Annotated in this window: 25 protein-coding genes; 16 read left to right on the plus strand and 9 right to left on the minus strand. The window is 39.4% G+C overall.

The genetic code is table 11. The features are described 5' to 3' along the window. The first annotated feature begins 54 nt into the window (after positions 1-54). The 7 genes from PQ511_RS00470 to PQ511_RS00500 all read left to right on the plus strand — a co-directional run bounded on the left by PQ511_RS00470 (position 55) and on the right by PQ511_RS00500 (position 7369). Complete coding sequence (locus PQ511_RS00470) at positions 55-1614, plus strand: fatty acid--CoA ligase (RefSeq protein ID WP_273849960.1); 1560 nt, start codon at positions 55-57, stop codon at positions 1612-1614. 176 nt (positions 1615-1790) lie between these two features. Next, a complete protein-coding gene (locus PQ511_RS00475) occupies positions 1791-3035 on the plus strand; it encodes a DHH family phosphoesterase (protein WP_273849961.1) in 1245 nt (414 codons plus the stop codon). A gap of 208 nt (positions 3036-3243) precedes the next feature. Then, a complete protein-coding gene (locus tag PQ511_RS00480) occupies positions 3244-3447 on the plus strand; it encodes a hypothetical protein (protein ID WP_226658706.1) in 204 nt (67 codons plus the stop codon). A gap of 243 nt (positions 3448-3690) precedes the next feature. After that, positions 3691-4371: a YknW family membrane protein gene (gene yknW, locus PQ511_RS00485; protein ID WP_273849962.1), complete on the plus strand. Its 681-nt coding sequence runs from the start codon at positions 3691-3693 to the stop codon at positions 4369-4371. A gap of 3 nt (positions 4372-4374) precedes the next feature. Next, positions 4375-5496, plus strand: a complete 1122-nt coding sequence (locus PQ511_RS00490) for an efflux RND transporter periplasmic adaptor subunit (protein WP_273849963.1) — start codon at positions 4375-4377, stop codon at positions 5494-5496. Beyond that, positions 5493-6185 (plus strand): ABC transporter ATP-binding protein, encoded by a 693-nt coding sequence (locus tag PQ511_RS00495; RefSeq protein WP_273849964.1) that lies wholly within the window; start codon positions 5493-5495, stop codon positions 6183-6185. The genes PQ511_RS00490 and PQ511_RS00495 overlap by 4 nt, the downstream gene beginning before the upstream one ends. Then, positions 6182-7369, plus strand: a complete 1188-nt coding sequence (locus PQ511_RS00500) for an ABC transporter permease (protein ID WP_273849965.1) — start codon at positions 6182-6184, stop codon at positions 7367-7369. The genes PQ511_RS00495 and PQ511_RS00500 overlap by 4 nt, the downstream gene beginning before the upstream one ends. Positions 7370-7405: 36 nt before the next feature. Here PQ511_RS00500 and recQ read toward each other — a convergent pair whose 3' ends face one another. Next, positions 7406-9511, minus strand: a complete 2106-nt coding sequence (gene recQ, locus PQ511_RS00505; RefSeq protein ID WP_273849966.1) for a DNA helicase RecQ — start codon at positions 9509-9511, stop codon at positions 7406-7408. Positions 9512-9728: 217 nt separating this feature from the next. On the opposite strand from recQ, the gene PQ511_RS00510 reads away from it, so the two are divergent. The 4 genes from PQ511_RS00510 (at position 9729) to PQ511_RS00525 (ending at position 11703) form a co-directional block, all read left to right on the plus strand. Further along, the gene (locus PQ511_RS00510; RefSeq protein ID WP_273849967.1) at positions 9729-10427 is read left to right on the plus strand and encodes a DUF421 domain-containing protein; all 699 of its coding nucleotides are present in this window, start codon (positions 9729-9731) and stop codon (positions 10425-10427) included. Positions 10428-10444: 17 nt separating this feature from the next. Next, complete coding sequence (gene fbpA, locus PQ511_RS00515; protein WP_226658699.1) at positions 10445-10624, plus strand: Fur-regulated basic protein FbpA; 180 nt, start codon at positions 10445-10447, stop codon at positions 10622-10624. A gap of 198 nt (positions 10625-10822) precedes the next feature. Then, entirely contained in the window at positions 10823-11002 is a 180-nt protein-coding gene (locus tag PQ511_RS00520) for an aspartyl-phosphate phosphatase Spo0E family protein (RefSeq protein WP_273850608.1), read from the plus strand. 458 nt (positions 11003-11460) lie between these two features. Further along, positions 11461-11703 (plus strand): type B 50S ribosomal protein L31, encoded by a 243-nt coding sequence (locus PQ511_RS00525; protein WP_048310190.1) that lies wholly within the window; start codon positions 11461-11463, stop codon positions 11701-11703. 105 nt (positions 11704-11808) lie between these two features. On the opposite strand, the gene PQ511_RS00530 is transcribed toward PQ511_RS00525, so the two are convergent. Then, positions 11809-12294 carry a sigma factor gene (locus PQ511_RS00530; protein WP_273849968.1) on the minus strand — a complete coding sequence of 162 codons (486 nt, stop codon included), beginning with the start codon at positions 12292-12294 and terminating at the stop codon, positions 11809-11811. Positions 12295-12718: 424 nt separating this feature from the next. After that, positions 12719-13600, minus strand: coding sequence for a TetR/AcrR family transcriptional regulator (locus tag PQ511_RS00535; RefSeq protein WP_273849969.1), 882 nt, complete (start codon positions 13598-13600; stop codon positions 12719-12721). Positions 13601-13820: 220 nt separating this feature from the next. Between PQ511_RS00535 and PQ511_RS00540 the strand changes: the two genes are divergently transcribed. Together PQ511_RS00540 and PQ511_RS00545 are read left to right on the plus strand one after the other, a co-directional pair. Further along, positions 13821-16955 carry an efflux RND transporter permease subunit gene (locus tag PQ511_RS00540; protein WP_273849970.1) on the plus strand — a complete coding sequence of 1045 codons (3135 nt, stop codon included), beginning with the start codon at positions 13821-13823 and terminating at the stop codon, positions 16953-16955. A gap of 180 nt (positions 16956-17135) precedes the next feature. After that, positions 17136-17978, plus strand: a complete 843-nt coding sequence (locus tag PQ511_RS00545) for an STAS domain-containing protein (protein WP_273849971.1) — start codon at positions 17136-17138, stop codon at positions 17976-17978. Positions 17979-18018: 40 nt separating this feature from the next. Here PQ511_RS00545 and PQ511_RS00550 read toward each other — a convergent pair whose 3' ends face one another. Together PQ511_RS00550 and PQ511_RS00555 are read right to left on the minus strand one after the other, a co-directional pair. Beyond that, positions 18019-18354 carry a hypothetical protein gene (locus PQ511_RS00550; RefSeq protein ID WP_273849972.1) on the minus strand — a complete coding sequence of 112 codons (336 nt, stop codon included), beginning with the start codon at positions 18352-18354 and terminating at the stop codon, positions 18019-18021. A 196-nt stretch (positions 18355-18550) separates the two neighbouring features. Beyond that, complete coding sequence (locus tag PQ511_RS00555) at positions 18551-19228, minus strand: haloacid dehalogenase type II (protein WP_420541646.1); 678 nt, start codon at positions 19226-19228, stop codon at positions 18551-18553. 233 nt (positions 19229-19461) lie between these two features. On the opposite strand from PQ511_RS00555, the gene lepB reads away from it, so the two are divergent. Together lepB and PQ511_RS00565 are read left to right on the plus strand one after the other, a co-directional pair. Continuing rightward, positions 19462-20016, plus strand: coding sequence for a signal peptidase I (gene lepB / locus PQ511_RS00560; protein WP_273849974.1), 555 nt, complete (start codon positions 19462-19464; stop codon positions 20014-20016). Positions 20017-20323: 307 nt separating this feature from the next. Further along, on the plus strand, positions 20324-21112 hold the full coding sequence (locus tag PQ511_RS00565) for a CAP domain-containing protein (protein WP_273849976.1): 789 nt from the start codon (positions 20324-20326) through the stop codon (positions 21110-21112). Positions 21113-21152: 40 nt separating this feature from the next. Here PQ511_RS00565 and PQ511_RS00570 read toward each other — a convergent pair whose 3' ends face one another. Next, the gene (locus tag PQ511_RS00570) at positions 21153-21839 is read right to left on the minus strand and encodes a DNA alkylation repair protein (RefSeq protein WP_273849977.1); all 687 of its coding nucleotides are present in this window, start codon (positions 21837-21839) and stop codon (positions 21153-21155) included. Positions 21840-21981: 142 nt separating this feature from the next. On the opposite strand from PQ511_RS00570, the gene PQ511_RS00575 reads away from it, so the two are divergent. Next, positions 21982-22122, plus strand: a complete 141-nt coding sequence (locus PQ511_RS00575; RefSeq protein ID WP_273849978.1) for a hypothetical protein — start codon at positions 21982-21984, stop codon at positions 22120-22122. 11 nt (positions 22123-22133) lie between these two features. Here PQ511_RS00575 and PQ511_RS00580 read toward each other — a convergent pair whose 3' ends face one another. The 3 genes from PQ511_RS00580 to PQ511_RS00590 all read right to left on the minus strand — a co-directional run bounded on the left by PQ511_RS00580 (position 22134) and on the right by PQ511_RS00590 (position 25927). After that, entirely contained in the window at positions 22134-22979 is an 846-nt protein-coding gene (locus tag PQ511_RS00580) for an STAS domain-containing protein (protein WP_273849979.1), read from the minus strand. 124 nt (positions 22980-23103) lie between these two features. Further along, positions 23104-24129 carry an SEC-C metal-binding domain-containing protein gene (locus PQ511_RS00585; RefSeq protein WP_273849980.1) on the minus strand — a complete coding sequence of 342 codons (1026 nt, stop codon included), beginning with the start codon at positions 24127-24129 and terminating at the stop codon, positions 23104-23106. Between the two features lie 142 nt (positions 24130-24271). Next, positions 24272-25927, minus strand: coding sequence for a PAS domain-containing sensor histidine kinase (locus PQ511_RS00590; RefSeq protein ID WP_273849981.1), 1656 nt, complete (start codon positions 25925-25927; stop codon positions 24272-24274). Between the last annotated feature and the right edge of the window lie 193 nt (positions 25928-26120).

Raw genomic sequence — 26120 nt, forward strand, 5'->3', positions numbered from 1 at the left:
GGAACTATACATACGCTACCCAAAACTTAATCATAAGTAAATGGAGGGGTTAAGATGTCTGGTACGATTGGTTCTTTATTTCTTCAAACGGTTAGAAAGTATGGAAAAGAAGAAGCCATTGTAGATGTCGATCGGGGCGTTAGGTGGACTTATTATGAATGGAACATAGAGGTAAACCGGCTTTCTAATGCTCTTCTCGATGCTGGCGTAAAAAAGGGGGATCGTGTATCCACCTTTTTGTTTAATACGATTGAGCTAGCAACTTTATTTTTCTCCTGCGCAAAAATAGGTGCAGTCTTAAATCCAATAAACTTTCGATTAAAATCAAATGAGATCGCTTACATTATTGAGGATGCAAAACCAACTGTTTTCGTATTTGAAAATACGCTTGAACCAATCGTCGCAGAAATACAATCGCGTTATCCAAATGTCTCATTCTGGTCAATCGAGGAAAACGTACCAGCGTATGCTGATAGCTACAAAAAACAAGTTCGCCTTTCTCATAGTGATGAACCATCTTGTGAAGTCGATGAAAATGATACGTATGCCATTATGTACACAAGCGGGACGACAGGACGACCAAAAGGTGTCATGCATCGCCATCGGAATATGCTTGAGCAAAGTATTCTCTGTGGAGCTTCTCTCAATTTGAAACAAGCGGATCGAGGACTCGTTGCTGCGCCGATGTTTCATTGTGCGGAACTACACTGTAATTTTCTACCGAGGGTTCATTTTGGCGCTACTAATATCATCATTCACCATTTTGAACCTAAAAAAGCGCTTCAGGTGATTGAAAGTGAAAAAATATCCGTGTTCTTCGCAGCCCCAACGATGTGGAATATGGTTTTACAAGAAGACTATTCAGCGTTTGATCGAAGCAGCTTAAGAGTAGGATTATATGGTGCTGCCCCAATGGCTCCATCACTTGTTGTGGCCGTGAAAGAAAAGCTCGGTATTAATCTTATTCAAGCGTATGGCATGACTGAAATGGGTCCTGCGGTGACCTTTCTTGATGAGCATGAGCAGTTAACAAAAGTTGGATCAGCAGGAAGAGCCGCACTGAATCACGAGGTAAGAATCGTGAGACCAAATGAGCAAGGATCCTCTGAGCCAGATGATGAGCTATCTGCTTTCGAAATTGGGGAAATCATTGTAAAAGGACCATGTATGATGACCGGCTATTACAATCGTCCAGACGCAACGAAGGACGCTATGTATAAGGGGTGGTACCATTCAGGAGACCTTGGTTATATGGATGAAGATGGCTATGTCTATATCTCTGATCGTGTCGATGATATGATCATTTCCGGAGGAGAAAACGTTTATCCAAGAGAAGTAGAAGATGTCCTACATGGGCACGAGGGAGTCCTTGATGTTGCAGTGCTCGGGCAGCCGGATGAAAAGTGGGGAGAAATTGTTACGGCTATTATTGTAAGAAAACAGGCATCGCTCACTGAAGCTGATTTAGATCAATTCTGTAAAAAAAGTCCAAATCTTGCACATTATAAACGACCGCGAAACTATTTGTTCCTTGAAGAGTTACCTCGCAATGCAAGTGGTAAAATCCAAAAGTTTCGACTCCGTGAACAATTTCAAGTAAATTCAAATTCCTAAGTCTCCACTTAGAACACAGGTGGAGTGAAGAACAATTGGACATGATGCGGGATTGCCCTGTATAATTGAAAAATTGCAAGAAAAAAGCGGGCAGAAGCTCGCTTTTTTCTGTCGTATGAGTTTTCATGAATAACAATTTGGCGTACATACTACTAGGGAATAGGAGGAATGAAAGAATGATAAAATTATTTACTGACAGCGATCTTGATGGAACAGCCTGCGCGCTTATAGCTGAACTGGCTTTTGAGAAAGAGGTAGATGTGACCCATTGTACATATCGTAATTTAGATGACCGGGTGGAAGGATTTATCCAACAAAACAAGAGAGAACCCATCTTTATTACTGACTTATCAGTAAACAAGCACGTTGAAAAGCTTTTAGATGAACGGTTTCGAGAAGGGTCTCATATTCAAATGATTGATCATCATGCAACAGCCATGCATTTTAATGAGTATAAATGGGGGTATGTGGATCCAGGAGAAGATCAAAAAACGTGTGCCGCTACTCTTTTTTATGAATATCTACGAGAAAAAGAAAAGATCGAGCGGTTGGAAAGTCTTGAAGAATTTCTTGAGCTTGTTCGAAAGTATGATACGTGGGAATGGGAAGAAGAAAACGAAGTAGATGCGAAACGCTTAAACGATTTGTTTTCGATCATGGGAAGAGAAACGTTTAAGGCGGAAATGATCAGGCGTTTAACGCGAGAACCTGATTCCTTTAAGTTTAATGAGGCAGAGGAAATGATCCTTGACCTTGAAGAACGTAAGATTGAAAGGTACATTCATCAAAAAAACCGTCAGCTTGTGCAAATGTTTGTCGATGAATATTGTATTGGTCTTGTACATGCTGAGTCCTATCATTCAGAACTTGGAAATGAATTAAATAAGCGAAATCCACATCTTGATTTCATTACAATCATGAATCCGGGTAGCAGACGCTTAGGTTTTCGGACGATCCATGACAGCGCAGATGTATCTGAATTTGCTTCTCGTTATGGTGGTGGTGGCCATCCCAAAGCCGCAGGCTGTGAACTAAATGATGACACGTTCCATATTTTTGTTGAGCCTTCTTTTAAGTTAAAGCCAGTTCGAAAAGATCCTGAACGGAATAAGCTGAATGAGCGTAACAGTGAAAGCGGGTCTTTTTATGAAAATCATGATGGCGTAATCATCTATATTCGTCCTGGACGTGAAGGAAAGTGGGAAGTGATGTGTCGAGGTGTTGTAGAGGATATTGTATTTGACCAGTTTGACGATGCCGAGCGTTTTGTAAAACGATCTTACCATGCATGGCTTCGTTCAGATAAAGATGTAGTGGAAGATTTTGTTCGCGTTCTCCCACTCACTAAAGAGCAAATGATGGACCGGTACCACTTGATGATAAAAGTAATGCTGGATCAAGAAGAAGACGCACTAATTTAGAGTTGTGGTTTTTCTGTGACTACCCCACCTGGTCAATCTTCGGTTATGAAGGAAGTAGAAATTTGTAAAGCACACAAGAAAAATTGTGGTTGCTGTGTAAATAAAAGACTGTTTCTATTTCCTACCACCGGGGTATAGGTATATACATGCCCATGGCACTCAACCGTAGCGTTGCGAGCATGCATTATGGGTGTGAAAGGAGAAAACAGTGAAGCGAATCGTGTTTAACAATCGCTACTCGCAAGTCCTTTACCAGACACAGAAAGCCAGGGCACGATGCATAAAGTTAGAGAAAAGACCGTACATCAGGACGATCGCGACGGCAACTGGATTCTCAGAGGAAGAGATCTTAGAGTCTCTCGAATTTGGTGATGTCGACTACATCATGAAGCTGCGTTTGCACTATAGCTAGATGCAACGTTATGCGTTGTAGCGCCATTAGGGCATGCCAATTCTTTTTTGACCTAAGTTCAAAAAGAGGAGCAGCTATTCATCAAAATAATTGGAGGCTGATTATTTCTTAAAATAATCGGCTTTTTTTATTTGATAAAAAAACAATCTATTAAAATGATTTAACTTTTTTTCAAAAACATGGAACCTTTTAATACAAGAGTCGTAGAAAGAGGTGACATTATTTTGAAAGGTTGTGTACATAATGAACGAAACGTTTGAAGAAACAGGTAAAGCAGAAAAACCATCGGTATTTGGGATGATTTGGAGCCCAGGAGAACAGTTTGCTACCATACGCTCCAATCCGAAAATATGGGTACCCCTTATCATTGTAACGTTGCTTTCATTAATTGGAGGCTGGCTAATGGTGATCGGTCCAGGCTTTGAAGAGCAATTTGCTAAAGCGGAGTTAGAAGGAGAAAACATGGACGGAATTATCTTATTTTCAAAGATTTCAACCGTTGTTTTTTCTGCGCTCGGTCCGATTTTTGGCATTCTCTTTTCAAGCTTTATTTTTTGGTTAATTAATAAAGCAACTAGCTCTGAGGCTACATTTAAGCAATTTTTCTCTATGAATACGTATATCAGCTTTATAAGTGCGATTGGCTTAGTGTTAAATGGTCTTCTTCTTGCGTTGTTAGGTGGATCACCGAATGAGCTTTATACAAGTCTTGGCGCGCTCGTTGGTTCAGAAGGGTCCGTTGGTGCTTTTCTTAATGGAATTGAAATCTTTGGTATCTGGACGATTGTCTTAACGGGTATTGGACTTCGAATAACAGCAAAGTGGCCGAAGGGACTTGCCTGGACGATCGCCATTATCTTTCTTGTCTTTACAGTGGGTGCTGCAGCGGTTGGTGGTATGATGAATACCATGTCAGGAATGTAAGCAATGAAAAAGAAAGTATGGATGATCATTGCTGTAATAACAATCATTATTATAATAGTAGGTGCAAATATCTATCGTACGTATGCAGATCGAACGGCCACTGTTGAAACCGAACAGGCGAAATTAGAAGAAATGAAGTCAACCATCATGACACCTGGAACACTGGCCATGGCTGAGGAAAGTACCGTTTATCAGGACGCGAGTAAAGGCGCAGTGAAAGAGGTTCTTGTTAAAGAAGGAGATTCAGTTAAAAAAGGTGATCCGGTTGTTAAATATGAGAACCAGGATTTAGAGATGGAGAAAGAGCAAAATGAAATAAACATTGAGTCGCTTTATTTACGAATCAACTCACTTGATAAACAAGAAAAGCGACTTAAGGAAAAACAAAATGATTTAGCTGATGATGTTGGAGAAGATGAAGCAGAAGAAACGATGGAAGCTGAAATCGATCAGGTAAAGATGGATAAACGGATGGCGAATCTAGATTTACGTCAGGCACTACTTCAGCGAGATCGTTTAAAACAGAAGGTTAGTGAGCTTGACGTAACAAGTGAGATTAGCGGTATCGTACTCGAAGCAAATGATTCAAGTGTGCCGGAGTCAACCCAAATGGAGAAACCTCTTTTACGGATCGGAAGTATGGAAAATCTTATCGTAGAAGGCACGCTTTCGGAATACGATACGTTAAATATCGAAGCAGGTCAAAAGGTAACGATAACAACAGATGTTCTCCCTGATGAAAAGTGGGAAGCAGAAATTATGGAAGTAGGTTATTTACCACAAGCGTCTTCACCTGAAGCGAATACGTCAGCTGTTCAATATCCATTTTCTGTTAAATTTAATCATCCAGAGGATGTGGATTTAAAGCCTGGTTTCCAAATGATCCTTGAAATTGAAACAGAATCACATGAAGCTCTAACGTTACCATTAGATGCGGTGCAACAAGATGGAGAAGAATCCTTTGTCTTTATCGTAGAAGATGGAAAGGCCATTAAACGCCAAATTGAAACGGGCTCTTCCACTACAAAACGAATTGAAGTAGCTAAAGGAATATCTCAGAAAACTAAAGTTATCGTCAATGCACCTGATCATCTTAAAAACAAAATGGACGTGTCCGTAAAATGATCCAACTTGAAGAAATAACAAAAAGTTATACACTTGGCAAGGAGTCGGTAAATGTACTGAGAGGTATAAGTCTTGTCATTAATAGTGGAGAATTTGTCGCTATTATGGGACCATCAGGATCGGGGAAATCAACCTTGATGAATATCATTGGTTGCCTCGATCGCCCGACGACGGGTTCTTACTTATTAAATGAAGAAGATGTCTCTCAACATAAAGATCAAGAGTTAGCAAAAGTTCGAAATCAGTCCATTGGTTTTGTGTTTCAACAGTTTCAATTGCTCCCAAGACTTACTGCGCTTAAAAATGTCGAGCTTCCTATGGTCTACGCAGGTGCTTCTAAAAAAGAGCGGGAAGAACGCGCGCGCGATGCATTAGCGAAAGTAGGATTGCAAGATCGAGTTGAACACCTTCCAAATGAGCTCTCAGGGGGTCAAAAGCAACGGGTGGCCATTGCGAGAGCTCTAGTGAATAATCCATCGCTTATTCTTGCGGATGAGCCCACAGGTGCTCTTGATACGGCGACAAGTGTTGCGATAATGGATTTGTTTGTTCAGCTTAATCAAGAAGGAACCACAATTGTCGTTGTGACTCATGAACCAGAAGTAGCTGAATACGCAAATCGAGTAATTTATGTAAGAGATGGCTTACTGGGCCAGAACCCTTTCGAGAAAGGGGGACAAACACGTTGAGTCTTTGGGAAAATATCAAAATGGCTCTCATGTCAGTCAAAGCCCATAAGATGCGATCGATTTTAACGATGCTTGGGATTATCATCGGTGTCGCAGCCGTCATCGTTGTTGTGGCGATCGGTCAAGGTGGAGAAGCAATGTTGAAATCCCAAATTGCTGGGGATGGGAATACGATCGAAGTCTTTTACCAGCCATCTGAAGAAGAAATGCAGCAGGGGAAATGGGAGGAGAATCCCTTTACCCAAGAAGACATTCGACAGCTAGAGGGAATCGAAAAAGTTTCAAATGTGGTTGCTTCTTCTTCAGAATTTTCAACAGCTAATCTCCGCGATGAAGAAGCAGAAACGTCCATTACTGGCATTAATGAAGCGTACTTGGACGTGAATCAGTTGAAAGTGGAGAAGGGCCGCTCCTTTACGAACGCTGATTTTCTCGGCGGTCGTAGGGTAGCGATCGTCAGTGCAGCGATGCAGGAAGAGTTGTTTGATGGGAAATCACCAATAGGAGAAATTATTCGCATTGGTGTTCAGCCTGTGGAAGTGATCGGTGTTTTAGAGAAACCAACTGGTCTTTTTGCGTTCGGTTCCGTAGAAACTTATATTCCTTGGACGGCAATGCGAAATATGCTTGGTACAAATAACTATAGTCAAGTTACGCTCCAAGTGGAAAATGCAGATGACATTCAGCCTATAGGAGAGCGTGCTACGACGGTTTTAAATCAACTTCATGACACAGAGGATTCCTATCAAGTCATTAATATGGAAGAAATTGCTCAAGGGATTGGGCAGGTGACAACCATCATGACAACGATTATCGGTAGCATTGCTGGTATTTCACTACTAGTTGGTGGCATAGGTGTAATGAACATTATGCTCGTTTCTGTTACAGAGCGAACGCGTGAAATTGGGATTCGAAAGTCACTAGGAGCGACGAGACAGCAAATTCTTCTTCAGTTTCTGGTTGAATCAATTATACTAACTTTAATTGGTGGAATCATTGGTATCATACTTGGAGCAGGAACGGCGTATCTGGTGTCGTTCTTTGCGGACTGGCCATCGTTGATTTCGTGGCAGGTTGTTCTTGGAGCCGTTCTATTTTCAATGCTTATTGGGATTGCCTTTGGTCTCTTGCCTGCTAACAAAGCTTCAAGACTGGATCCAATTGATTCGCTTCGCTATGAATAAACAAAAAAGAGGATGACTCATCCTCTTTTTTTGTTGTTATTTTTTTGTAGCTAAACGATTTTTCGTTAAAGCGACTTTTATTTGAAAGTAAGTGAACGATTCAGGAAGTGCTTCTTTTATTGGTTTTAATTTATCAAATCCTACTGATTCTGCTTTTTCTAAAATCGCATTTTCTATTTCTTGATCAAGCAGTCGAGTGGTGTCTTGAAACAATCCTTCTTCCAGGGCTTTTAGCAAGTGACTTTCAACAGTAGTAGGACTTAACGATCGAGCAGCGGCGATGTTTACGATGTCTTTGCCCTCTTCAAATAATTTTAGTGAAGCCCTATGACTTGCATCTTCTGAAGAAGATGGCGTTGATTTAGCCGAAAGCAAAAGTTCTAAAAAAGCTTCCCCGTATTTCTCAAACTTCATCTCTCCAATACCTTTAATTTGAAGCATTTCTTCACGAGATGTCGGCATGTGAGCACTCATTTCTCGCAATGTACTGTCAGCAAACACAACATATGGCGGAACGTTGTCGCGGTCAGCTATTTGCTTCCTTAACGTGCGTAGTTGTGTAAAGAGCTGATCATCTTCCCCGGATGCAACCGGTTTTCGAGCAACTTTCTTAAAAATCGTTTCTTGTCCTTTTAAAACAGGGAGCGTTTTTTCTTGGAGGATTAATGTTGGGTATTTGCTTTCTGTTAAAAGGAGGTACTGTTCTGCTGTTAGAAAGTCAATCATATCAACGATTTCCTGCTGAGTAAGGTGTTTTAATAGTCCAAACGTGGAAACACTAGTTAACTTTAACTCACTAATCCGCTTCGACTTTGAGCCTTTTAAAATCTGTGCGATCATCGTTTTGCCAAAACGTTCGTTGACCCGTTTTATAGTAGAAAATATCATCTGGGCTTCACGTGTAATGTCCATCGATTCTCTGTCATCGATACAATTGCTACACTTGCCACATCGATAGCCAGGTCGTTCATCACCAAAATAGTGAAGAATGGTTCCTTGGAGACATTTCTCAGTATGACAATAATCCACCATCGCTTTTAATTTCGCGAGATCAGCTGATTTTCGTTCATCTTCGTGCTGGTTCTGATCAATGAGAAATTTTTGTACGTGGATATCACCTGCGGAAAAGAGAATAAAACAATCACTTTCTTCACCATCACGTCCAGCACGACCAGCTTCCTGATAGTATGATTCCATATTCTTTGGCAGGTTATGATGAATAACAAATCGAACGTTAGATTTATCTATCCCCATTCCAAAAGCATTCGTAGCGACCATCACCGAAATATTATCGAATAAAAAGGCTTCTTGAGCAGATTTTCGTTCATTCTCCGTCATGCCGGCGTGATACTTGCCTACTTTTATTCCCTGCTTTAAAAGGGCGTTATACAGCTGGTCTGCTTCTTTTCTGGTCGCTGTGTAGATGATGCCGGATTCCGTTCGGTTTTGACTGAGGTATTTGTCGATAAACGATTTTTTCTTTTCGCCTTTAACTACCGAGAAATGAAGATTTTCTCTTGCGAAACCAGAGATAAACGTCTGTTCAGGTTCAATGTTAAGAAGACGCTGAATATCTTGAATAACTTCAGGCGTAGCTGTCGCCGTTAGGGCAACGACAGGAGGCTGAACTTCAAAATGCCGGAGCATCTGGCTAATCTTCATATAACTTGGTCTAAAATCATGTCCCCACTGAGAAATACAGTGTGCTTCATCCACAGCAATAAGAGAAATGCTCGTTCGCTGCAACAAACGTTGAAAACTCGGTGCTTCCAGACGTTCAGGGGCGACATATAAGAGCGTTAGTTCTCCACTTTCTGCTTCTAGCATTCGCTCTCTTATTTCTGTTTCTGTAAGAGAACTGTTTATGTATGCCGCGTCTATCCCGTAACTTGCGAGAGCATCTACCTGGTCTTTCATTAAAGAGATAAGTGGAGAGACAACAAGTGTTAATCCATCTGAGATGAGTGCCGGTATTTGATAACAGATTGATTTTCCTCCACCAGTAGGCATAATGCCGAGCGTATTATAGTGGGAGAGCACACTAGAGATGATCTCTTCTTGCCCCCCTCGAAATTCATCATATCCAAAGTGCTGTTTCAGCTGTTCTTTTGCTTTTAAAAGCATCCTATCTTCCTTTCTCATTCGCCAGTTCCTTTGTTTTTTCATCTTACCGTATCTATTGAACTGTGTATAGACACAACACCATCCAATGTAAAGTCTATCTCCTGCATATTCTAGCTCGCAGAACACAGGGGGAAATGACACTTCGAAAGTTGTGTATAAAGGTTCATTTCAGGACAAACTACTACAATATGGAAAAAATAAGTGGTTTTACGTCAAAAAAAAGGGGAATATTCTTATGGGCGACTTGATAGAAGTTATTTTAAGATCACTGTTCATTCTTATTGGACTTTTTATCATTACAAAGCTACTTGGTAAAAAACAGTTATCGAAGTTATCTTACTTTGAATATATTGTAGGTATTATTATTGGTGATATTGCAGGCAGTTTATCGATGGACGTTAAAGTTAGCGTGCTTCATGGCGTCACAAGTATTATGATTTGGACAATCATTTCTATTTTCTTAAGCTACATTTCACTGAAAAATAAAAAGGTAAGGGATTTTGTAGAGGGAAAGGCGAGAGTATTTATTAAAGATGGAAAGATACTTGAAGAAAACCTGAAGAAGGAGCGGTTTACCACAGATGAACTGCTGGAGATGCTGCGAAAAAAGAGCGTCTTTTCGGCCAATGAAGTTGAATTTGCACTTCTTGAATCAGATGGAGAGCTTAGCGTTTTATTAAAACGAGATTATCGAACGGTCAAGCCAGCTGAGCTTTGGCTTCATCTACCTGCTGATAAAGAACCGAAAACGGTCATTATGGATGGCGAAATCATGAACGAAGCAATAACTGAAGTCGGGCATAATGAGGCATGGCTTAGAAAAATGTTATCTGATAAAAGTGTGGCTATAGATGAAGTTTTTCTAGCACAGCTACATTCAGATGGTAAGTTAACGCTTGATTATTATGATGATGGCAAGTTAGAAGTTGAGTAGAACCATGGAGGAAAATCATGAAAAAGGAATTTTCTTATCGATCAAAGGATGAACTGATTGTTCTTCTTCTAGATCGAGGTATATATAAAGTAAAGCATAAGCAGTTATATGAATGTTCACAAACCGAATTGTTTTATTACTATCTTTCGATTACAAGGGAATCCTTGCAACAAGTAAAATCAAAGGTGAGTTCTTAACAGCTTCTTAAAAGAAGCTGTTATTTTTAAGTTAAATGGTCTTATATGAAAGTACAGTTCGAATACTATAATTGTGTCCTTTAACAGAGATAATAAATGATTTTGTCTAGTTTTGACGAAACCCTTCACAAGACGACTGATAATTTGGATAATAGAGCTTGTACTTATAAGAGGAGGGGGTGGCGAGCCTTGTTATATGTGAAACAGGATGCAAAAGAAGAATTGCTTCATTGGATTAAGCGTAAGCAAGAGGAAATGATCGAGATTGGCACTGCAAAAGGCATTTCGCATAAAGAAACATTACAGTGTAGTCAAGAGTTAGATGATTTGCTAACTTCTTATCAACGTTTGACCTCCGTCAACCAATTGAGAAGTTAACCTTTGAATCGAGTGGAAAATGGCTTCTTTGACGACTGGTGGATAATCGTTTTGGAATTCAGAAATACAATCACGAATTTGTTGAATTAGTAGGATCTCCTCATGACTCGCATCTTTCATCTCAACATCCTCCTCAAGAATCGATTGATACACCAATCATGACAAATTAGAGTCGTTTTCGTCAATGCTTTTTCTTAAAATTCGTCCAAATGATATCGGAAATTTCTTTATTTTCTGTTAAATGAGGACTTATTACCCACAAGTGAGCAAGGCATACATACGTAATCAATAAATTCTTAAAAAAACTTTCATACAATGTTTGAACTAATCGCATAAAGATTATATACTAGAAAGGACGGGTTTTGGTGCCCAAAGATTTCAGGGTCCAAACCTCTGTTTATTTCTATACCATTCATTTTAACGTAAATGATGATTTGATCGATAAAGGAGGTCTAGCAATGAAGGAAGGAATCCATCCAAAATACCAGCAAGTTGTATTTTTAGACGTTAGTACTGGTTTTAAATTTCTAACTGGTTCTACAATGGGATCTAATGAAACAATTGAGTGGGAAGACGGTAGCGAATATCCACTAATTAAAGTTGATATTAGTTCTGAATCTCACCCATTCTACACTGGTCAACAGCGCTTTAACGATGCTGGTGGTCGTGTTGAAAAGTTCAAAAAGAAATACAACCGCTAATAAAAGTAGAAAACACTCCCCTGGAGTGTTTTCTTTTTTATTACCAAAACGAATCGATACAATCAATCTCCTGTCCTTTTTGTTGAACTTAAGGCAAAGATTTAACTAATTGGAGAGGAAGATCGCGCCTTGTTTTCGTAATTTAGTAATCGCGCTTTTTCTCCACGATTTTACAGCTTCTACACTAACTCCTTCTGCAGCAGCCACACTTTTGAGGGATCTCCCTTCAAGGACTACCTTTTCGACCCATTTTCTTTGATTATTAGAAAGAGAAGTTAAGTCAACGGTATGCGGTTCAACTGGAAGAGGAGCACTGAAAATCTCTTCATGTTCGCTCCAATTTAGAGAACGCTGATTGTAAGCGCGGATTTCCTTTCTTCTTTCATCAAGTAGCTTACCGCGTACTTTTATATAAGCATAAGCGGAGAAGCTTCCTTTTTCCACGCGATAATTCTCTACACATTCCCAAAGTGCAATTAACCCCGCCTGCTCGTATAATGAATAATTCGTTGTAAGGTTTAATTTGTGAATTTGACTTTTAATAAGTGGAATATACTGATCTACTATTCTTTCAAAAGAAGCATCTTGCACAACATGAATCTCCCAAGTGAGGGTGCACCCATCTTTATTCCGTCGGTAAAGATCACAATACGGTAATCATATGCACGTGTCATATGGGTGGATTGATTGTTTTACGATCTGAAAGTGGGGCATACTTCTCGTTTCGTCTTAGGAGATATTAAGTTTAAGAAGACTAACCGTATCCTTATTCTTCGTAAGAACTGTCTTTTCACTTTAAACCCAAGAGGAGCTCTTATATACTGAATTTGGTGAAAAATGCAAACAAAAAAACGATCTGCAGTTAGATCGTTTTTGAGGGAGAGGACTTATGCTTTTCGATAGCATAGCTGTGCGTTAATTCCTTTTAATTGAAGTTCGCGTACAATACGTCTCAATTCTTCTTTTGTCAGGAGCGGTTCCTTCACAATCTTCCACCTCCACTAATTTCTAATTACTAATCCAGGTTTAGCGAGTTCACTAGAGCACTTTTATGTGAGTTAAGTTCAGAGTATCCTTCAAATTGATGAAGCATTCCTTTAAAAATAAAGCGTCTTGGGTTCGGTTCATTTATTTCTTTTAATAAAAAATTGACCGTTTCAAGCAGTTCTTTTCTTTTGTTTTCTTCTACTTTCATCTGTTTAATGGTTGAAGCCATATTCGTTAAAATAAAGGATGGTGACTGCTTTTGACATCCCTCCGATTGACTGCTTTTTTCAAAAATAGCAGAAGCTTGTTTCATCGTTAGAAATGGCTCAGTATTTCTTTCCATCATGCCATACACCAAGTCATTTAACCGATTTAAAATAAATCGAGGAAGCTCTTCTAAATCAAAATCTGCATTCTGCAATACAATTAGTTTGATGTAAGAAGAGAACATGCCATCAAGCAGCAAGACGCAATCTGGTAAGATAGGCGTAACGCGCTGACCATATAAATCATGGATACTACTTGCGAGCGTTTCAAGAGACTCCATTCTAATCTTCAAAATAAGTTCATCTATTTCTTTGTTCATCGAAATAGCCTGTTCCCTGAATTGCATAATAATAAACTCTTTATGCTGTACAATTTCTCTAGCTTGCACATACAGTAACTTTTCAAGTCGTTCTTCAGGGGTAAAAGACTCCAGTTTAGCATCGGATAATTTCTTTTTTAACATCTCATAATAGTAAGAAAAGATGGAATATAGCACATCATCTTTTGATTGGAAATGAAGATAGACGGCTCCTTTAGAAATTCCGCTTTCATTGGCAATTTCCTGTATCGAAGTGGAATGAAATCCTTTACGTGCAAAAAGCTGCATAGCTGATTCAAGAATGAGTTTCTTTTTTTCGTTCATCGTACACCTCTGTTTGTCAGAGTGAACTGACCAGTATTTACTGACCAATTGGTCATAACCATTATATCACGTTCACCGTTTTTTCATAACCCATTAAATACTTTGTAAAATCTCTGTATATTCTCTATAATGCCTTGAATTATATCGTGTTATTCAGTATAGTGATCATGTAATGACCAGTCAGTCATAAAAGCGTAGAGAAAAAAGGAGTGGAAGTTGCTTGAGAAAGCTGATTCAATTTTCGTTAAATAATAAGTTTGCAGTTTGGCTGCTAACGATTATTATTACAGTTGCTGGATTGTATTCAGGTTTTAATATGAAAATGGAAACAATTCCAAATATTAATACCCCATTAGTATCAGTAACAACTGTCTATCCAGGGGCTACACCTGAAGAAGTATCGGATAAAGTATCAGAGCCGATCGAAAATAAAGTGGAAAGTCTTCCGGGGGTAAATGTTGTAAGTTCTTCTTCATTTGAAAACGCCTCGAATGTCCAAATTGAATATAACTTTAGCAAAAACATGGATGAGGCTGAAGATGAAGTTCGTGAAACTCTGCAGTCGCTTTCATTACCTGATGAAGTGCAAGATCCGGATGTATCACGATTAAGTTTTAATGCATTCCCTGTCATGTCACTAAGTGTGTCAGAAGATAACAGTTCACTTACTGAATTAACACAGCGTGTTGAAGAAAAAGTCCTGCCTGCCATTGAAGGTGTAGAAGGGGTTTCATCTGTTTCGATTGCTGGACAAGAAGTAGAAGAAATTTCTTTTTCATTTAAAGAAGATAAGATGAAAGAGTATGGCCTGGATGAAGAGACAGTGAAAAATCTGATTAAAGGTTCATCTGTCAACATCCCACTAGGTTTATATAACTTTGAAGATAATCAAAAGGCTGTCGTAGTAGATGGCAATGTTTCTTCATTGGAAGATCTAAAAGAGCTTGAAATTCCAGCGATTCCGGCTCAGCAAGCACAAGCACCAAGTCAAGCGCCAAACAATTCAGCGCAAGGCCAGGCACCTGCTACAGGAGCTAACGGAGGTCAACCTCAAGTGCCAACGGTTCAGCTTCAGGAAATTGCAGACATTGAATTAGTTGGTGAAGCTGAATCGATTTCCCGAACAAATGGGAAAGAATCAATTGGGATTCAAGTAACAAAAAGCGCCGATGCCAATACGGTGGATGTTGTTAACGGTGTAAAAGATCAAATTGCATCGCTTGAAGATGCAAATGATAAATTGAGTATTGTGACCATTTTTGATCAAGGAGAGCCGATCGAGGAATCAGTTAGTACTATGCTGAACAAAGCCATTATTGGTGCTATATTTGCAGTACTAATTATCCTATTATTCTTGCGTAACATTCGCTCAACATTGATTTCAGTTATTTCGATCCCTTTAAGTCTATTAATTGCTCTATTGGTGTTAAACCAGTTAGACATCACCTTAAACATCATGACCTTAGGAGCGATGACGGTTGCCATTGGTCGTGTTGTTGATGATTCGATTGTGGTGATCGAGAATATTTATCGACGAATGGCCATTAAGGGCGAACAATTAAAAGGAAAAGAACTCATCACGGAAGCAACAAAAGAGATGTTCCTTCCAATCATGTCTTCAACGATCGTAACAATCGCCGTCTTTTTACCGCTTGGATTGGTTCAAGGGCCTGTAGGCGAACTGTTCCTACCTTTTGCTTTAACAATTGTATTTGCACTACTAGCTTCGTTACTTGTTGCCATTACAATTGTACCAGCGATGGCTCATTCACTGTTTAAAAAAGGTTTGTCGAAAAAAGGAAAAGAAATAGAGCAAAAGGAAGAAGGCAATGGCCGCCTTGCTCACCGCTATAAAAAGATATTAAATTGGACGTTAAACCATAAGCTCATCACATTTGGAGCAAGCATTCTTCTGTTAGTCGGTAGTTTATTCCTGGCACCGATTGTAGGTGTAAGCTTCTTGCCATCGGATCAACAGAAAATGATTGTGGCAACGTATAATCCAGAGCCTGGTGAAACGACTGAAAGCATTAACGATCTTGCTCTAGAGGCGGAGGACTACTTCCTTGATAAAGAAGATGTCGAAACCATTCAATATTCAGTTGGTGGAGAAAATCCGATGAATCCGGGAGCTAGTAATCAAGTTCTTTTCTTTGTTAGCTATGATGAAGAAACAGAAGGATTTGATGACGAACGTAAATCAGTTCTAGAAGATTTAAAGCAAATGAGTGATAAAGGGGAATGGGGCTACCAGGATATCTCAGCTTCTGGTGGAAGCAATCAGATTACCCTAGTTGTTAATGAAGAGAATATGGATGATCTAGGTCCAGTTGTAAAAGACGTCACTTCGGTTCTTGAGAAAGAGGATAACCTCTCGAACATTAGTTCAAGTATTTCAGAATCCTATGATCAGTACACAATTGTAGCGAACGATGAAAAGCTAAGTGAATTTGGATTAACAGCTGGCCAAATCGGAATGGAGCTTCGCAATACGGGAGAAGCGCCAGTGCTCACAACTGTTGAAAAAGATGGAGAAGAATTGAATGTCGTTCTTCAGGTTAACGAAAAGACCTTTAAGGACAAAAGTGAGTTAGAAGAGACGACCATTCAGTCACCGCTTGGTATGGAAGTACCACTTAGTGAAGTGACGAAAATCGAGGAAGGGCAATCTTCGAATACGATTACTCGTCGTGATGGAAAAGTATATGCGAACGTGACTGCTGAAGTACTTGATGACAATATTGGTCAGGTTTCAAGCGATGTTCAAGAAGCCATAGATGAGATGGATTTGCCTGACTCTTCAGAAGTCACTCTTGGTGGCGTAACAGAGGATATTAACGAATCCTTCACTCAGCTAGGACTAGCCATGCTAGCAGCGATTGCCATTGTTTATCTCGTACTTGTTGTTACATTTGGTGGCGGTCTTGCGCCACTTGCGATCTTGTTCTCGCTTCCGTTTACGGTTATTGGGGGACTTGTTGGCCTTCTGGTTGCTGGTGAAACGATTAGCATCTCCTCATTAATTGGGATGCTCATGTTAATAGGTATCGTCGTAACGAATGCCATTGTATTGATTGACCGCGTGATTCATAAAGAGAAAGAAGGTTTAACAACAAGAGAAGCACTGATCGAAGCCGCTGGTACGCGTCTACGTCCGATCTTAATGACTGCTCTTGCCACAATTGGGGCTTTAGCACCGCTTGCGTTTGGCTTAGAAGGTGGAGCACTTATTTCAAAAGGTCTAGGTGTAACCGTTATTGGAGGGTTAACAAGCTCAACTCTTCTAACACTCATCATTGTGCCTGTTGTGTATGAATTCTTTATGAAGTTTAGAAGGAAACCAAAAAGCGAATAGAGAATAAGAAAACGGAGGCCTCTTGTACAAGGAGCCTCCGTTTTATCATTTGCTAGCGGGGTGCGTTTAGACAAGTAAGTGTTCACCCCTTCATCGGCACTTAGGCCGATGGAAAAGGTGTACAATCTTCCAATTACGGGAATCAATAAATTATCAATGATCAATAGGAGAGACATAACAATGGATAAAGTTGAAACAATGTATGTCGAATACTTTCATGAACGGCTTGAAGAAATAGGAGAAAAGTGGACAAACAGACTTCAACTACTTGTGGATGAGAAAGAAGCGACAGACACAGCTGTTCTGAAAGTTCCGGAATTAAAAAACGAAATAAAATTATTTTGTTCTGATTTTGTTAAACAAATGATCTTTCAAGAATCAAACAACCGAGACGTACAAGAATGGGCAGGGCGTATTGTTGAAATTTTCTCGAGCCATACGTTTTCCCTGCAACAATCGGTAGCTAGTCTAACGAATTTGAGACAAATACTTTGGGATGTGATGGTCGACTTCAGTGAGGAGCATGAACGTTTAATTGAAGCAAGTCGATTAGCAGGATGGGGCAGTTACATGAATAAATCGTTTGATCTACTGCTTCATAAAGTCACAGTTTATACCAATCAACTAAACGAAGAACAATTAGCTTCGCAGCAAACCAAAATCACTGAGCTAAGCGTTCCGATTATTTTAATCGGAAAAGACACTGGCGTTTTGCCTTTGATCGGAACAATTGACACTTATCGTGCCTCACTGATTCAACGAAAAGGGATTGAACGAAGCTCAGAACTTCGACTCTCTTACCTGGTCATTGACCTATCGGGAGTTGCCATTATGGATACGATGGTTGCGAATGAAATCTTTCAACTCATCAAGATGCTAGAATTGTCAGGTGTGGAGTCCATTTTAACAGGAATCCGTCCTGAAATAGCTCAAACAGCTGTTCAGCTTGGGATTGATTTTACAAATGTCACGACTTACGCTCATCTTCATCAAGCGTTAAAAGTCATCTCACCGCATTCTTAAGGTATAGCAAAAGCCTCATAGGAAATTTTCCTTTGAGGCTTTAAGCTAGGCAATTTAAATGGTTTTGAAGACAACTGTAATCTCCGTGTTTAAGTAGGAAGAGAGCCAAGATGTATTTGCTATGCTGTTTGAGGATTCCAATGTTAAAGAAAAATTGTTTAGAAAGGTCTCGATATGGTAGCTTTTTTGATTTAAATACTTTTGCTACCAGTGTTTCGGTTGCTGCTAGTTTCCAGGCGGCATCTTTACACAAATTCCGAATGTTGTTCTCGCTTGGCATTTTTGCAGGAAGCTTTTGAAGCGAGATACGAAAGACACGAAGCTGTTCCTGATAGCGAATGATTTCATTCTGAAGTAAATAGTCGACCTTTATCATAATTCGAATACCTGGCTACTTTCTATTAGTTTTTAGTGAATAAACACTGCAATGTGTTGATTATACGATTATGGCGCGTACTGGTCAATGGGCCTATTTTGGTAAAAAAACAGATGCTTCATAGGTATATAGTACGGTTCTTCAACAAGAACAAATGAACCTGCACGGCAGTTCAGAAAATACAGAGTATGCAAAGTTAGTTAACCCAATTGAGTATGTCCTTTAAGTCATCATAGATCGCATCTGGGGGAAGATTTAGATATTCAACTGGAAGGTCATTTCGATTGATCCACGCAGTATGAAAGCCGAAATTTTTTGCTCCTGAAATATCCCATCCATTTGAAGACATAAAGAGAATATTTTCTCGCTTTAATTCAAGAAAGTTAAGTGCATGGGTATAGGAAGCAGGAGTCGGTTTAAACTGTTTAATATCGTCTGCACTGATGACATAATCAAGATATTCAGCAAGTGGCGATTGTTTTACTAATGGATCGAGCATATCGTGTGATCCATTTGAGAAAATAGCTAGAGTGACGCCTTTCTCTTTAAGATCTTTCAGTACTTGGGGAACCTCTTTATATACAGATAGATGTTGATAAGCATGGAGAAGGGAGTCTTCTTTCTCCTGTGTTAGTTCTGCACCTGCTTCTTCAACAGCATAGCGAAGGGCCTTTCGCGTTACTTCTGAGAATGGTCGATAGTTTCCCATCATTTGTCGTAAATAGCTATACTCAAGCTGTTTCTTTCGCCACGTTTGGCTTATTTGGTTACCCTTATTCGGATATAGCTCTTCACATTTTTCAATAACAGAAAAAACGTCAAATAAGGTTCCATATGCATCGAATACAAAAGCTTTCACTTGGTTCATATCCATCCTCCTTTTATCCATCACTCTTCATACCCTGATTAGTCTCATGTAAAACCATTCTTCAATCGTAGTTCGGTTTCCAACTTTACCTGTTCAATTGAAAGTGTAAAACAAAGATCATTTTATGTTTTCCTTCATTATTTAACAAAAAATAGTTCAATTGACCGTGGCGTTTCGATGGAATAGTATAGGAAAATTATGCTAGACTTATCATAGAAATTTCGTTTGTGGAGGGTCATATGAAAAGTGATGGAGAATCAAACTGGTTAAAAGAGTGGGGGACCCCGCTTTTATTCGCTGTTATTCTAGCTTTCGTCGTAAAGATGTTTGTCATGGCCCCTTATATTGTAGAAGGGGCTTCCATGGATCCCACCCTGCATGACGGTGATCGTCTCCTGGTTAATAAATTTATATCTTACGTTCAGGAAGAACCTGAACGAGGAGACATCATTATTATTAAGGATGAAGATGCCGAAAAGCATTATGTGAAACGCGTGATTGGTTTACCGGGGGATATCGTTGAAATGAAGCAGGATAAGCTCTATGTGAATGAAAACGAGCTAAAGGAACCTTATCTTGAGTCTAATCGAGATGATGCTGAGAACATGGGGATGAGATTAACAGAGGATTTTGGACCTGTAGAAGTACCGAAAGACCAGCTGTTTGTAATGGGGGATAATCGCTTAAGAAGCATGGATAGTCGAAACGGTCTTGGTAAAATAGAGCTTAAAGAAGTTGTAGGAAAAGCGGAAGTGGTTTGGTATCCATTTAAGGATGTGAGACCTACTAAGTGAGTTAAGAGGGAAGGGCATGGTGCTCTCCCTCTTTTTGTTACCGTTCTGAAACACTTGAAACAAAACGTTAATGGTTTCTCATTTCCTAAAATGTGGATTTCTTTCCATTCGAAAAAAAAGCATACTGGTTAATGAAGTGACGCGAAAGCCTTGATATGAAAAGCTTTAGGAACGAATCGCCTCCTAATCTCTGAAAACTACTTTTGGTATGGATTACCGGTACAGGAAGTTATTATGGTCTTTTAGACTAGCAATCTTGTGATATTCTCATGGTGTAAGAAATTTCACCAATCAGGGAGGAATCACATTGAAAAAGTCAATTATTCTAGGTGTCACAGCGGCAGCGGCCCTGCTGGCAACAAACCCAACATCAAGTTCTGCAAGCACTCAGCCTGCAAACGTAGAAGTAAAGGCTCAAACATTCCAGGTCAGCAATATGGATGAGCTTCAATCCATTCTTGACCGTTTTGAAAAACAATATAACCTTTCAATTAACGATACTATTAATTTAGATCAGCTAGATCATCTTCTTCAACAAAAAGAAATGAAGAAGCAAGCACCAGAGAAACAAGCAGAAAAAGCCGCGGCTCCTGAAAAAGTAGAAGCACCTGCAGAGCAAAAAGCAGAAGCCCCGGCTCCAGCGAAGCAACAAGCAGAAGCCCCAGCTCCAGCGCAGCAAGAAGCTGAACCAGCGAAAGAGACAACAGCAGACAATGGTCTATCAGAATTTGAACAGCAAGTTGTAAACCTAACAAACGATGAGCGTGCAAAAGCTGGACTACCTGCCCTTGAAGTAGATACAGAACTTAGTAAAGTGGCGCAGGCAAAATCAGAAGATATGAGAGACAACAACTATTTTGCACACAATAGCCCAACTTACGGCTCTCCTTTTGACATGATGAATCAGTTTGGCGTAGACTATCAATCTGCTGGTGAGAATATTGCCAAAGGCCAGCAGACTCCAGAAGAAGTTGTCAATGCATGGATGAACAGTGAAGGTCACCGTAAAAATATTATGAACGGTAGCTTTACTCACATTGGTGTTGGTTATGTAGAAGAAGGCAACATCTGGACACAGCAATTTATTGGGAAATAAATAGAGTGAACCCATCCGTATGGATGGGTTTTTTTAGGTATTACTTTAACTCCTCCGTTTTGTTCTTTTTAAGTATTTTGCTACCCTCTCTTTTACTAAGGGGAGCTAAAGGATATTCATTAATGAAAGTTTCAACAGTTTGAGGTGCTGTCTTTGAGTATTCACGAAGAGACCATCCAATGGCTTTTTGGATAAAAAATTCGTTTGAATCGGAATGCATTAAAATCACTTGTTTTAAAAGCGGCCAGTCTGTATTTTCTTTATAAGAAAGTTGGAAGAGGATGGCGCTTCGATTTAACCACATGTTCTCGCTTTTTATCCAATTATCAATAACAGGCTTCCTCTCATCTGGATGTTGTTTGAAATAATTTCCTGCACTGTTCCCGGAAAGGCTATCAACTGTATCCCACCATGACTTTGTCACGATCAGCTGTTCCATAAAAGTGATAGACTCTTTTGGGAAATACTTAACATGGCCGAGTAAGTCTAGCGCTACATTTTGATATTCGCGCTCTGGTAACAACCATAGTTGCTGAAGTAAAGGACGAATTTCCTGAAAATCAAGGGTACGCTCCTGTTTTAAAACCGTTTTAACAGCTTTCCTTCTTTCAGGCGTTTTAACCCCGAGGAAGGGAAATTGATTTCGCATATACTTTTCCATCTTTTTAGCTTGTTCTTTATTCTGTACCGCTTCAAGCTCTTCTTGTATTCGATTTAAATTAATCACATTAAAGCTCCTCTCTCTATAAAGATTCCTTCGCTTAATATGTCTGATCTCCTGTATCAATCGTAAGAAAATAGAAAAAGCAGCGGCCATGGCCGCTGCTTTTTCAAACTAAAATAAGGAGGTTTCCCGGGGGAGGGAAGGGATGCATTATTTTACTATACGTTGGATTCCAGAAGCTTTCCGGGTTGGGGAGAAAGCTGACCTGGAATACGTTCAGTATAGCAGGCTTCAATTAAAAAATGAGCAATATGGGATGTTTTTGATAAGAATGACAGAAATGTGAACGGAATAAGGTTACGTTGTAGGAGTTGAAAGAACTGCGAGATCTGTTAAAGCATTATGAAGACTCGATTTGATTGTTAACTTATGAAGATCAATCCCTAACTGGACCGCAGAAATCGAAATCGAAGGGCTAATGCCTGTTAGCGTTACCTGAACGCCCATAAGACTGAGTGCTTCTGTAATATCAAACAAATGTTTTGCCACCATGGTGTCCATTGTGACAACTCCTGATAAGTCAATGATCATATGATTTAACTGCAATTTGCGCGTTTGTACTAACGTTTTTTCCATGATGAGCGTTGCTCGATACGTATCGATATTCCCAACAAGCGGAAGAATGGCCAGGTTTTTAATAATTGGAATGATGGGAGTAGACAGTTCTTCTAGGGTGGAATCATATTTCGTTTTAAGCTGTTGATTACTTGTAATATAAGTGCTTCCGTAACTATATACAAACTGATCTAGGAGAGGATCGATTTTTCCTGGTAACTTAATGACCTCGCGTGGCTTCATGTTGAGTTCATCGACGATCGGTTCAATTGCCTCCCAAATGGCCTCGCGAATTAGTGGTACCGTCACGATAAGGGATACGATCATCTCATTTTCATCTTGAACCAGTTCACCTGATTCCTCCCCAAATTCTTCAATCGCAACCATGGTATTGGTCGTGTATTGCTGCAAGCTTTTACCAATCAACTTAATTAAGTAGGTTGTATTTGCCAGGGATAATTTAGACTCATTTAAAAAATTAGCTTCATCAAGGTCATGTCGTTGTCTTTCATATGTACTTTGTGCAATCTCCGAAGCCTGTGCAAGAATAAAAGCCCCTACTTTTTGAGTGGATGTCTCAGTAGTCACGATATTTCCTCCCTTAAAGGTTGGTCCATAAACGAATCGTGTTAACGGAATAGATTGGACAGTTAACACGATTCAGTAACAGGACCTTATTTCTTTTAGCTACTTGTTATTAGTACAGTGTGTGCTAATTCATCACTGGAATAAATCGTTCGTGAAAAGCTTTGTACTTGCTAGAAATACTGGAAGCTGATGTTCCGTACTTTTTAGCAAGTGCACTTTGGCTGACTGACGAATCAAAGACTTTAGAGGCGAGGTACTCAAGGGCAGCGGCAAAGATCGCAGGTTTTCTAACAGACGGTTGTTCTTCTTGAGTGTATTTTCTCCAGAAATGAAGAATTTCCTGAACTTGTTCGCTTGAGAATGCATCACTGATCTTTTCAGTAAAGAGAGAAGCAACTTCAGCATCTTCTTTTCTAGACCAGATCATTTCAATTGATTCCGCTTCTTCTGATCCATTGCCATGCTTCACAATTTCACTAAGAATTTCTGGGAAGTCGCTTTGCATCATGGAACGAACGTTGGTAGAAACGTCTCCAGTTGCTAATTTGTTTTCTACTAATTCCATTGCATCCGGCGCAATTTTTAGTAGTTCGATAAATGGCATTGCACCATTTTTAACTGGGAGAAGAATACCTGCTAAGCTTTCTCCTTTAGATACGATCACTTCTTCATGTAAAAGAATGCTAATTGGTTGATTTGAGCTTAGCTCTTTTACAACGGCGGTGTTTCCTGCAACTTCTTCCACCGTATAGATGGACATATAAGCATCACGCCACTCGTTAACGGTTTCTTTTACTTTCTCAGTGGAGAAGGTATGGGAGTAAAGCTGAATATACTCTTTTACGATAGTCTTATTCCATTGATTAACGGCTTGATGGAAAATCGCCCAAGGGAATATCCCGTGCATATAAGCTTCCTCAAGATTTTGAGGAATATCATATCGCGTAAATAAATCGTTTGCTAAAGAAACCATTTTTTGGTCATGTTGGCTCATCGCATATTCAACGAGCTGAGCTTGAACGGTGTAAAGTTCCTGAGTGTATAGCTGTTCTTCTAGTTGATCCTGCGCACTTTCAGATGTCATACAGCATTTTTTATATTTTTTGCCGCTGCCACATGGACAGGGATCATTTCGTTTCGGTTTTTGCAATGTTGCTTCCTCCTTCAGGTCTAACTTATTCAACAATAAGAGACGAATGATATTTTAGCACACAAAGGGTTGGAAGCACAAAAAAATAGACAAAAAGACCTATTTTCCTAATAAAAGATTTTACGTCATAAGTAAGCTTGAATTAAGTGCTGGGAGAATTGTTTTTTGGGAAATGGAGAGTGACAGTCGTTCCGATTCCGACTTCGCTATTAAAAGCAATCCTTCCATTATGGTTTTCAATAATTTTAAAGCTGGATAAAAGTCCGAGACCGGTACCCTCTTCTTTCGTCGTATAAAATGGTTCTCCGAGCGTTTTTAACTTATGATCAGGAATGCCCACTCCTTCATCAGTTATCGTTACTTCAATTAAATCTCCTGTTGCAAAGGTTCTTAAGCTGACGCTTCCCCCTTCTGGCATTGATTCAATCGCATTTTTAATTAAGTTAATGAAAACTTGTTTAAGCTGATTCTCTTCCCCATATAAAGTGTCATCTTTCTCTGTAAAGTGTTTAATGAAAGTAATATTGTACAGATTGGCCTGCGTACTTAATAACTGTAGAACATAGGAAATTAACTTATTTAAACTAAAAAAAGTAAAGTGGGAGGCCTGTGGTTTCGCTAACACGAGCAAGTCTTTAATAATCGCATCCATTCGATCAATTTCTGAAAGCATAATGGGTAGAAACGGCGTTTTTTCTGCGATTGATTGATCGTCGTTTAGAAGCTGGATAAATCCTTTTACAGAAGTAAGTGGGTTTCGTATTTCATGAGCAACGCTTGCCGCTAATTGACCTACTGCCGATAACTTTTCAGTTTTTAGCAAAGCTTCTTCCGTTTTCTTTTTATCTGTGATATCCAAAAAAGCTGCCATAATGCCATCAATCTTCCCGTTTTCATCTACAATTGGAGCGGTAGAGAGCGCTGTGTGAACAATTGATCCATCTTTTCTCAGGCGTTGCACTTCTTTATTGACAATATGACCATGAGAAATGATTTCAGGTATCGTAATATCTTTTTCACCTTGAGGTACAATGGGACTTTTCTTGCCCATTACTTCCTCACTTTTCCATCCAAATATCTTTTCTGCAGCTGGATTCCATAGGCGAATATTGGCATCCATATCAAGAGCGAGAGTTGCAATTGGGGAGGCGCTAATAATGGCATGGATGAGTTGCTTTGCTTCCCATAACTCTTTTACGGCTTGTTTTCGTTCTGTAATGTCACGGGTTTGAATAATCGTCATTACTTTTTGATCAAAACGTATCGGGATGAGCGTTGATTCTACATCCATTATGTCATTGTTCGAGCGCAACAATTGGTATTCAATTGTTTCTGAATCCTTGTTTTGATTCGTATGAATGTTGTGCAAAATTTCCTTGATCTTTCTTTGATCCTCTGGATTGACGACGAGAGAATCACGATGCAGATAGAGATCACTAAGAGAATTAACACCAGCCATTCTTAAACCTGTGTGGTTTGTGTAAGTGATTTCTCCATCTTTTAACAAACAAATGGCATAGGGAGAAGACTCAACAAGACGACGATATCGCTCTTCGCTTTCTAAAAGTTGATTTTCCATTTCTTTATTTTTTTGCAAAAGATATTTTAAAAGAAAATAAAGAAATAAACTTGTTAAAAAAATGAAAAACCATCCTTTATAAAGGCCGATCTGTTTGTTTGTAATAAAATCAAAGGAAAAGCGGTAAAGAATCATATCTGAAAGTAAAATCCACAATGATCCAAATAGAAAGTAGCTACCAATAATAATCCATGGGATTGATTTTGTTTTTATATGCAAGAGAGTTTGTCCTTTCTCAAGGTCTTCATTTTTTATTTTACTGATGTGGTAAGTGAATGACAAAGTGCACGGAAGATTGGAAAAATATTTAGGTAGATAGTAATAAGAAAGAATGGTACATTTATAGCTAGGGTTAACGCAAATAAACGGATTTACCCATTTTTTGATGAATGATTGACCGTCGATCATCCTG

This window comes from Guptibacillus spartinae (genome assembly GCF_028610625.1).
Taxonomy (GTDB): Bacteria; Bacillota; Bacilli; order Bacillales; family Guptibacillaceae; genus Guptibacillus; species Guptibacillus spartinae.

Excerpts from the sequence above, each read along its gene's own strand:
- PQ511_RS00510 (WP_273849967.1), top strand. The coding sequence starts at position 9,729 with ATGGGCGACTTGATAGAAGTTATTTTAAGATCACTGTTCATTCTTATT.
- PQ511_RS00550 (WP_273849972.1), bottom strand. The coding sequence starts at position 18,354 with ATGATAAAGGTCGACTATTTACTTCAGAATGAAATCATTCGCTATCAG.
- recQ (WP_273849966.1), bottom strand. The coding sequence starts at position 9,511 with ATGAGAAAGGAAGATAGGATGCTTTTAAAAGCAAAAGAACAGCTGAAA.
- PQ511_RS00525 (WP_048310190.1), top strand. The coding sequence starts at position 11,461 with ATGAAGGAAGGAATCCATCCAAAATACCAGCAAGTTGTATTTTTAGAC.
- PQ511_RS00545 (WP_273849971.1), top strand. The coding sequence starts at position 17,136 with ATGGATAAAGTTGAAACAATGTATGTCGAATACTTTCATGAACGGCTT.
- PQ511_RS00490 (WP_273849963.1), top strand. The coding sequence starts at position 4,375 with ATGAAAAAGAAAGTATGGATGATCATTGCTGTAATAACAATCATTATT.
- lepB (WP_273849974.1), top strand. The coding sequence starts at position 19,462 with ATGAAAAGTGATGGAGAATCAAACTGGTTAAAAGAGTGGGGGACCCCG.
- fbpA (WP_226658699.1), top strand. The coding sequence starts at position 10,445 with ATGAAAAAGGAATTTTCTTATCGATCAAAGGATGAACTGATTGTTCTT.
- yknW (WP_273849962.1), top strand. The coding sequence starts at position 3,691 with ATGAACGAAACGTTTGAAGAAACAGGTAAAGCAGAAAAACCATCGGTA.
- PQ511_RS00555 (WP_420541646.1), bottom strand. The coding sequence starts at position 19,228 with ATGGATATGAACCAAGTGAAAGCTTTTGTATTCGATGCATATGGAACC.
- PQ511_RS00495 (WP_273849964.1), top strand. The coding sequence starts at position 5,493 with ATGATCCAACTTGAAGAAATAACAAAAAGTTATACACTTGGCAAGGAG.
- PQ511_RS00535 (WP_273849969.1), bottom strand. The coding sequence starts at position 13,600 with ATGAACGAAAAAAAGAAACTCATTCTTGAATCAGCTATGCAGCTTTTT.
- PQ511_RS00575 (WP_273849978.1), top strand. The coding sequence starts at position 21,982 with ATGCATTATTTTACTATACGTTGGATTCCAGAAGCTTTCCGGGTTGGG.
- PQ511_RS00475 (WP_273849961.1), top strand. The coding sequence starts at position 1,791 with ATGATAAAATTATTTACTGACAGCGATCTTGATGGAACAGCCTGCGCG.
- PQ511_RS00470 (WP_273849960.1), top strand. The coding sequence starts at position 55 with ATGTCTGGTACGATTGGTTCTTTATTTCTTCAAACGGTTAGAAAGTAT.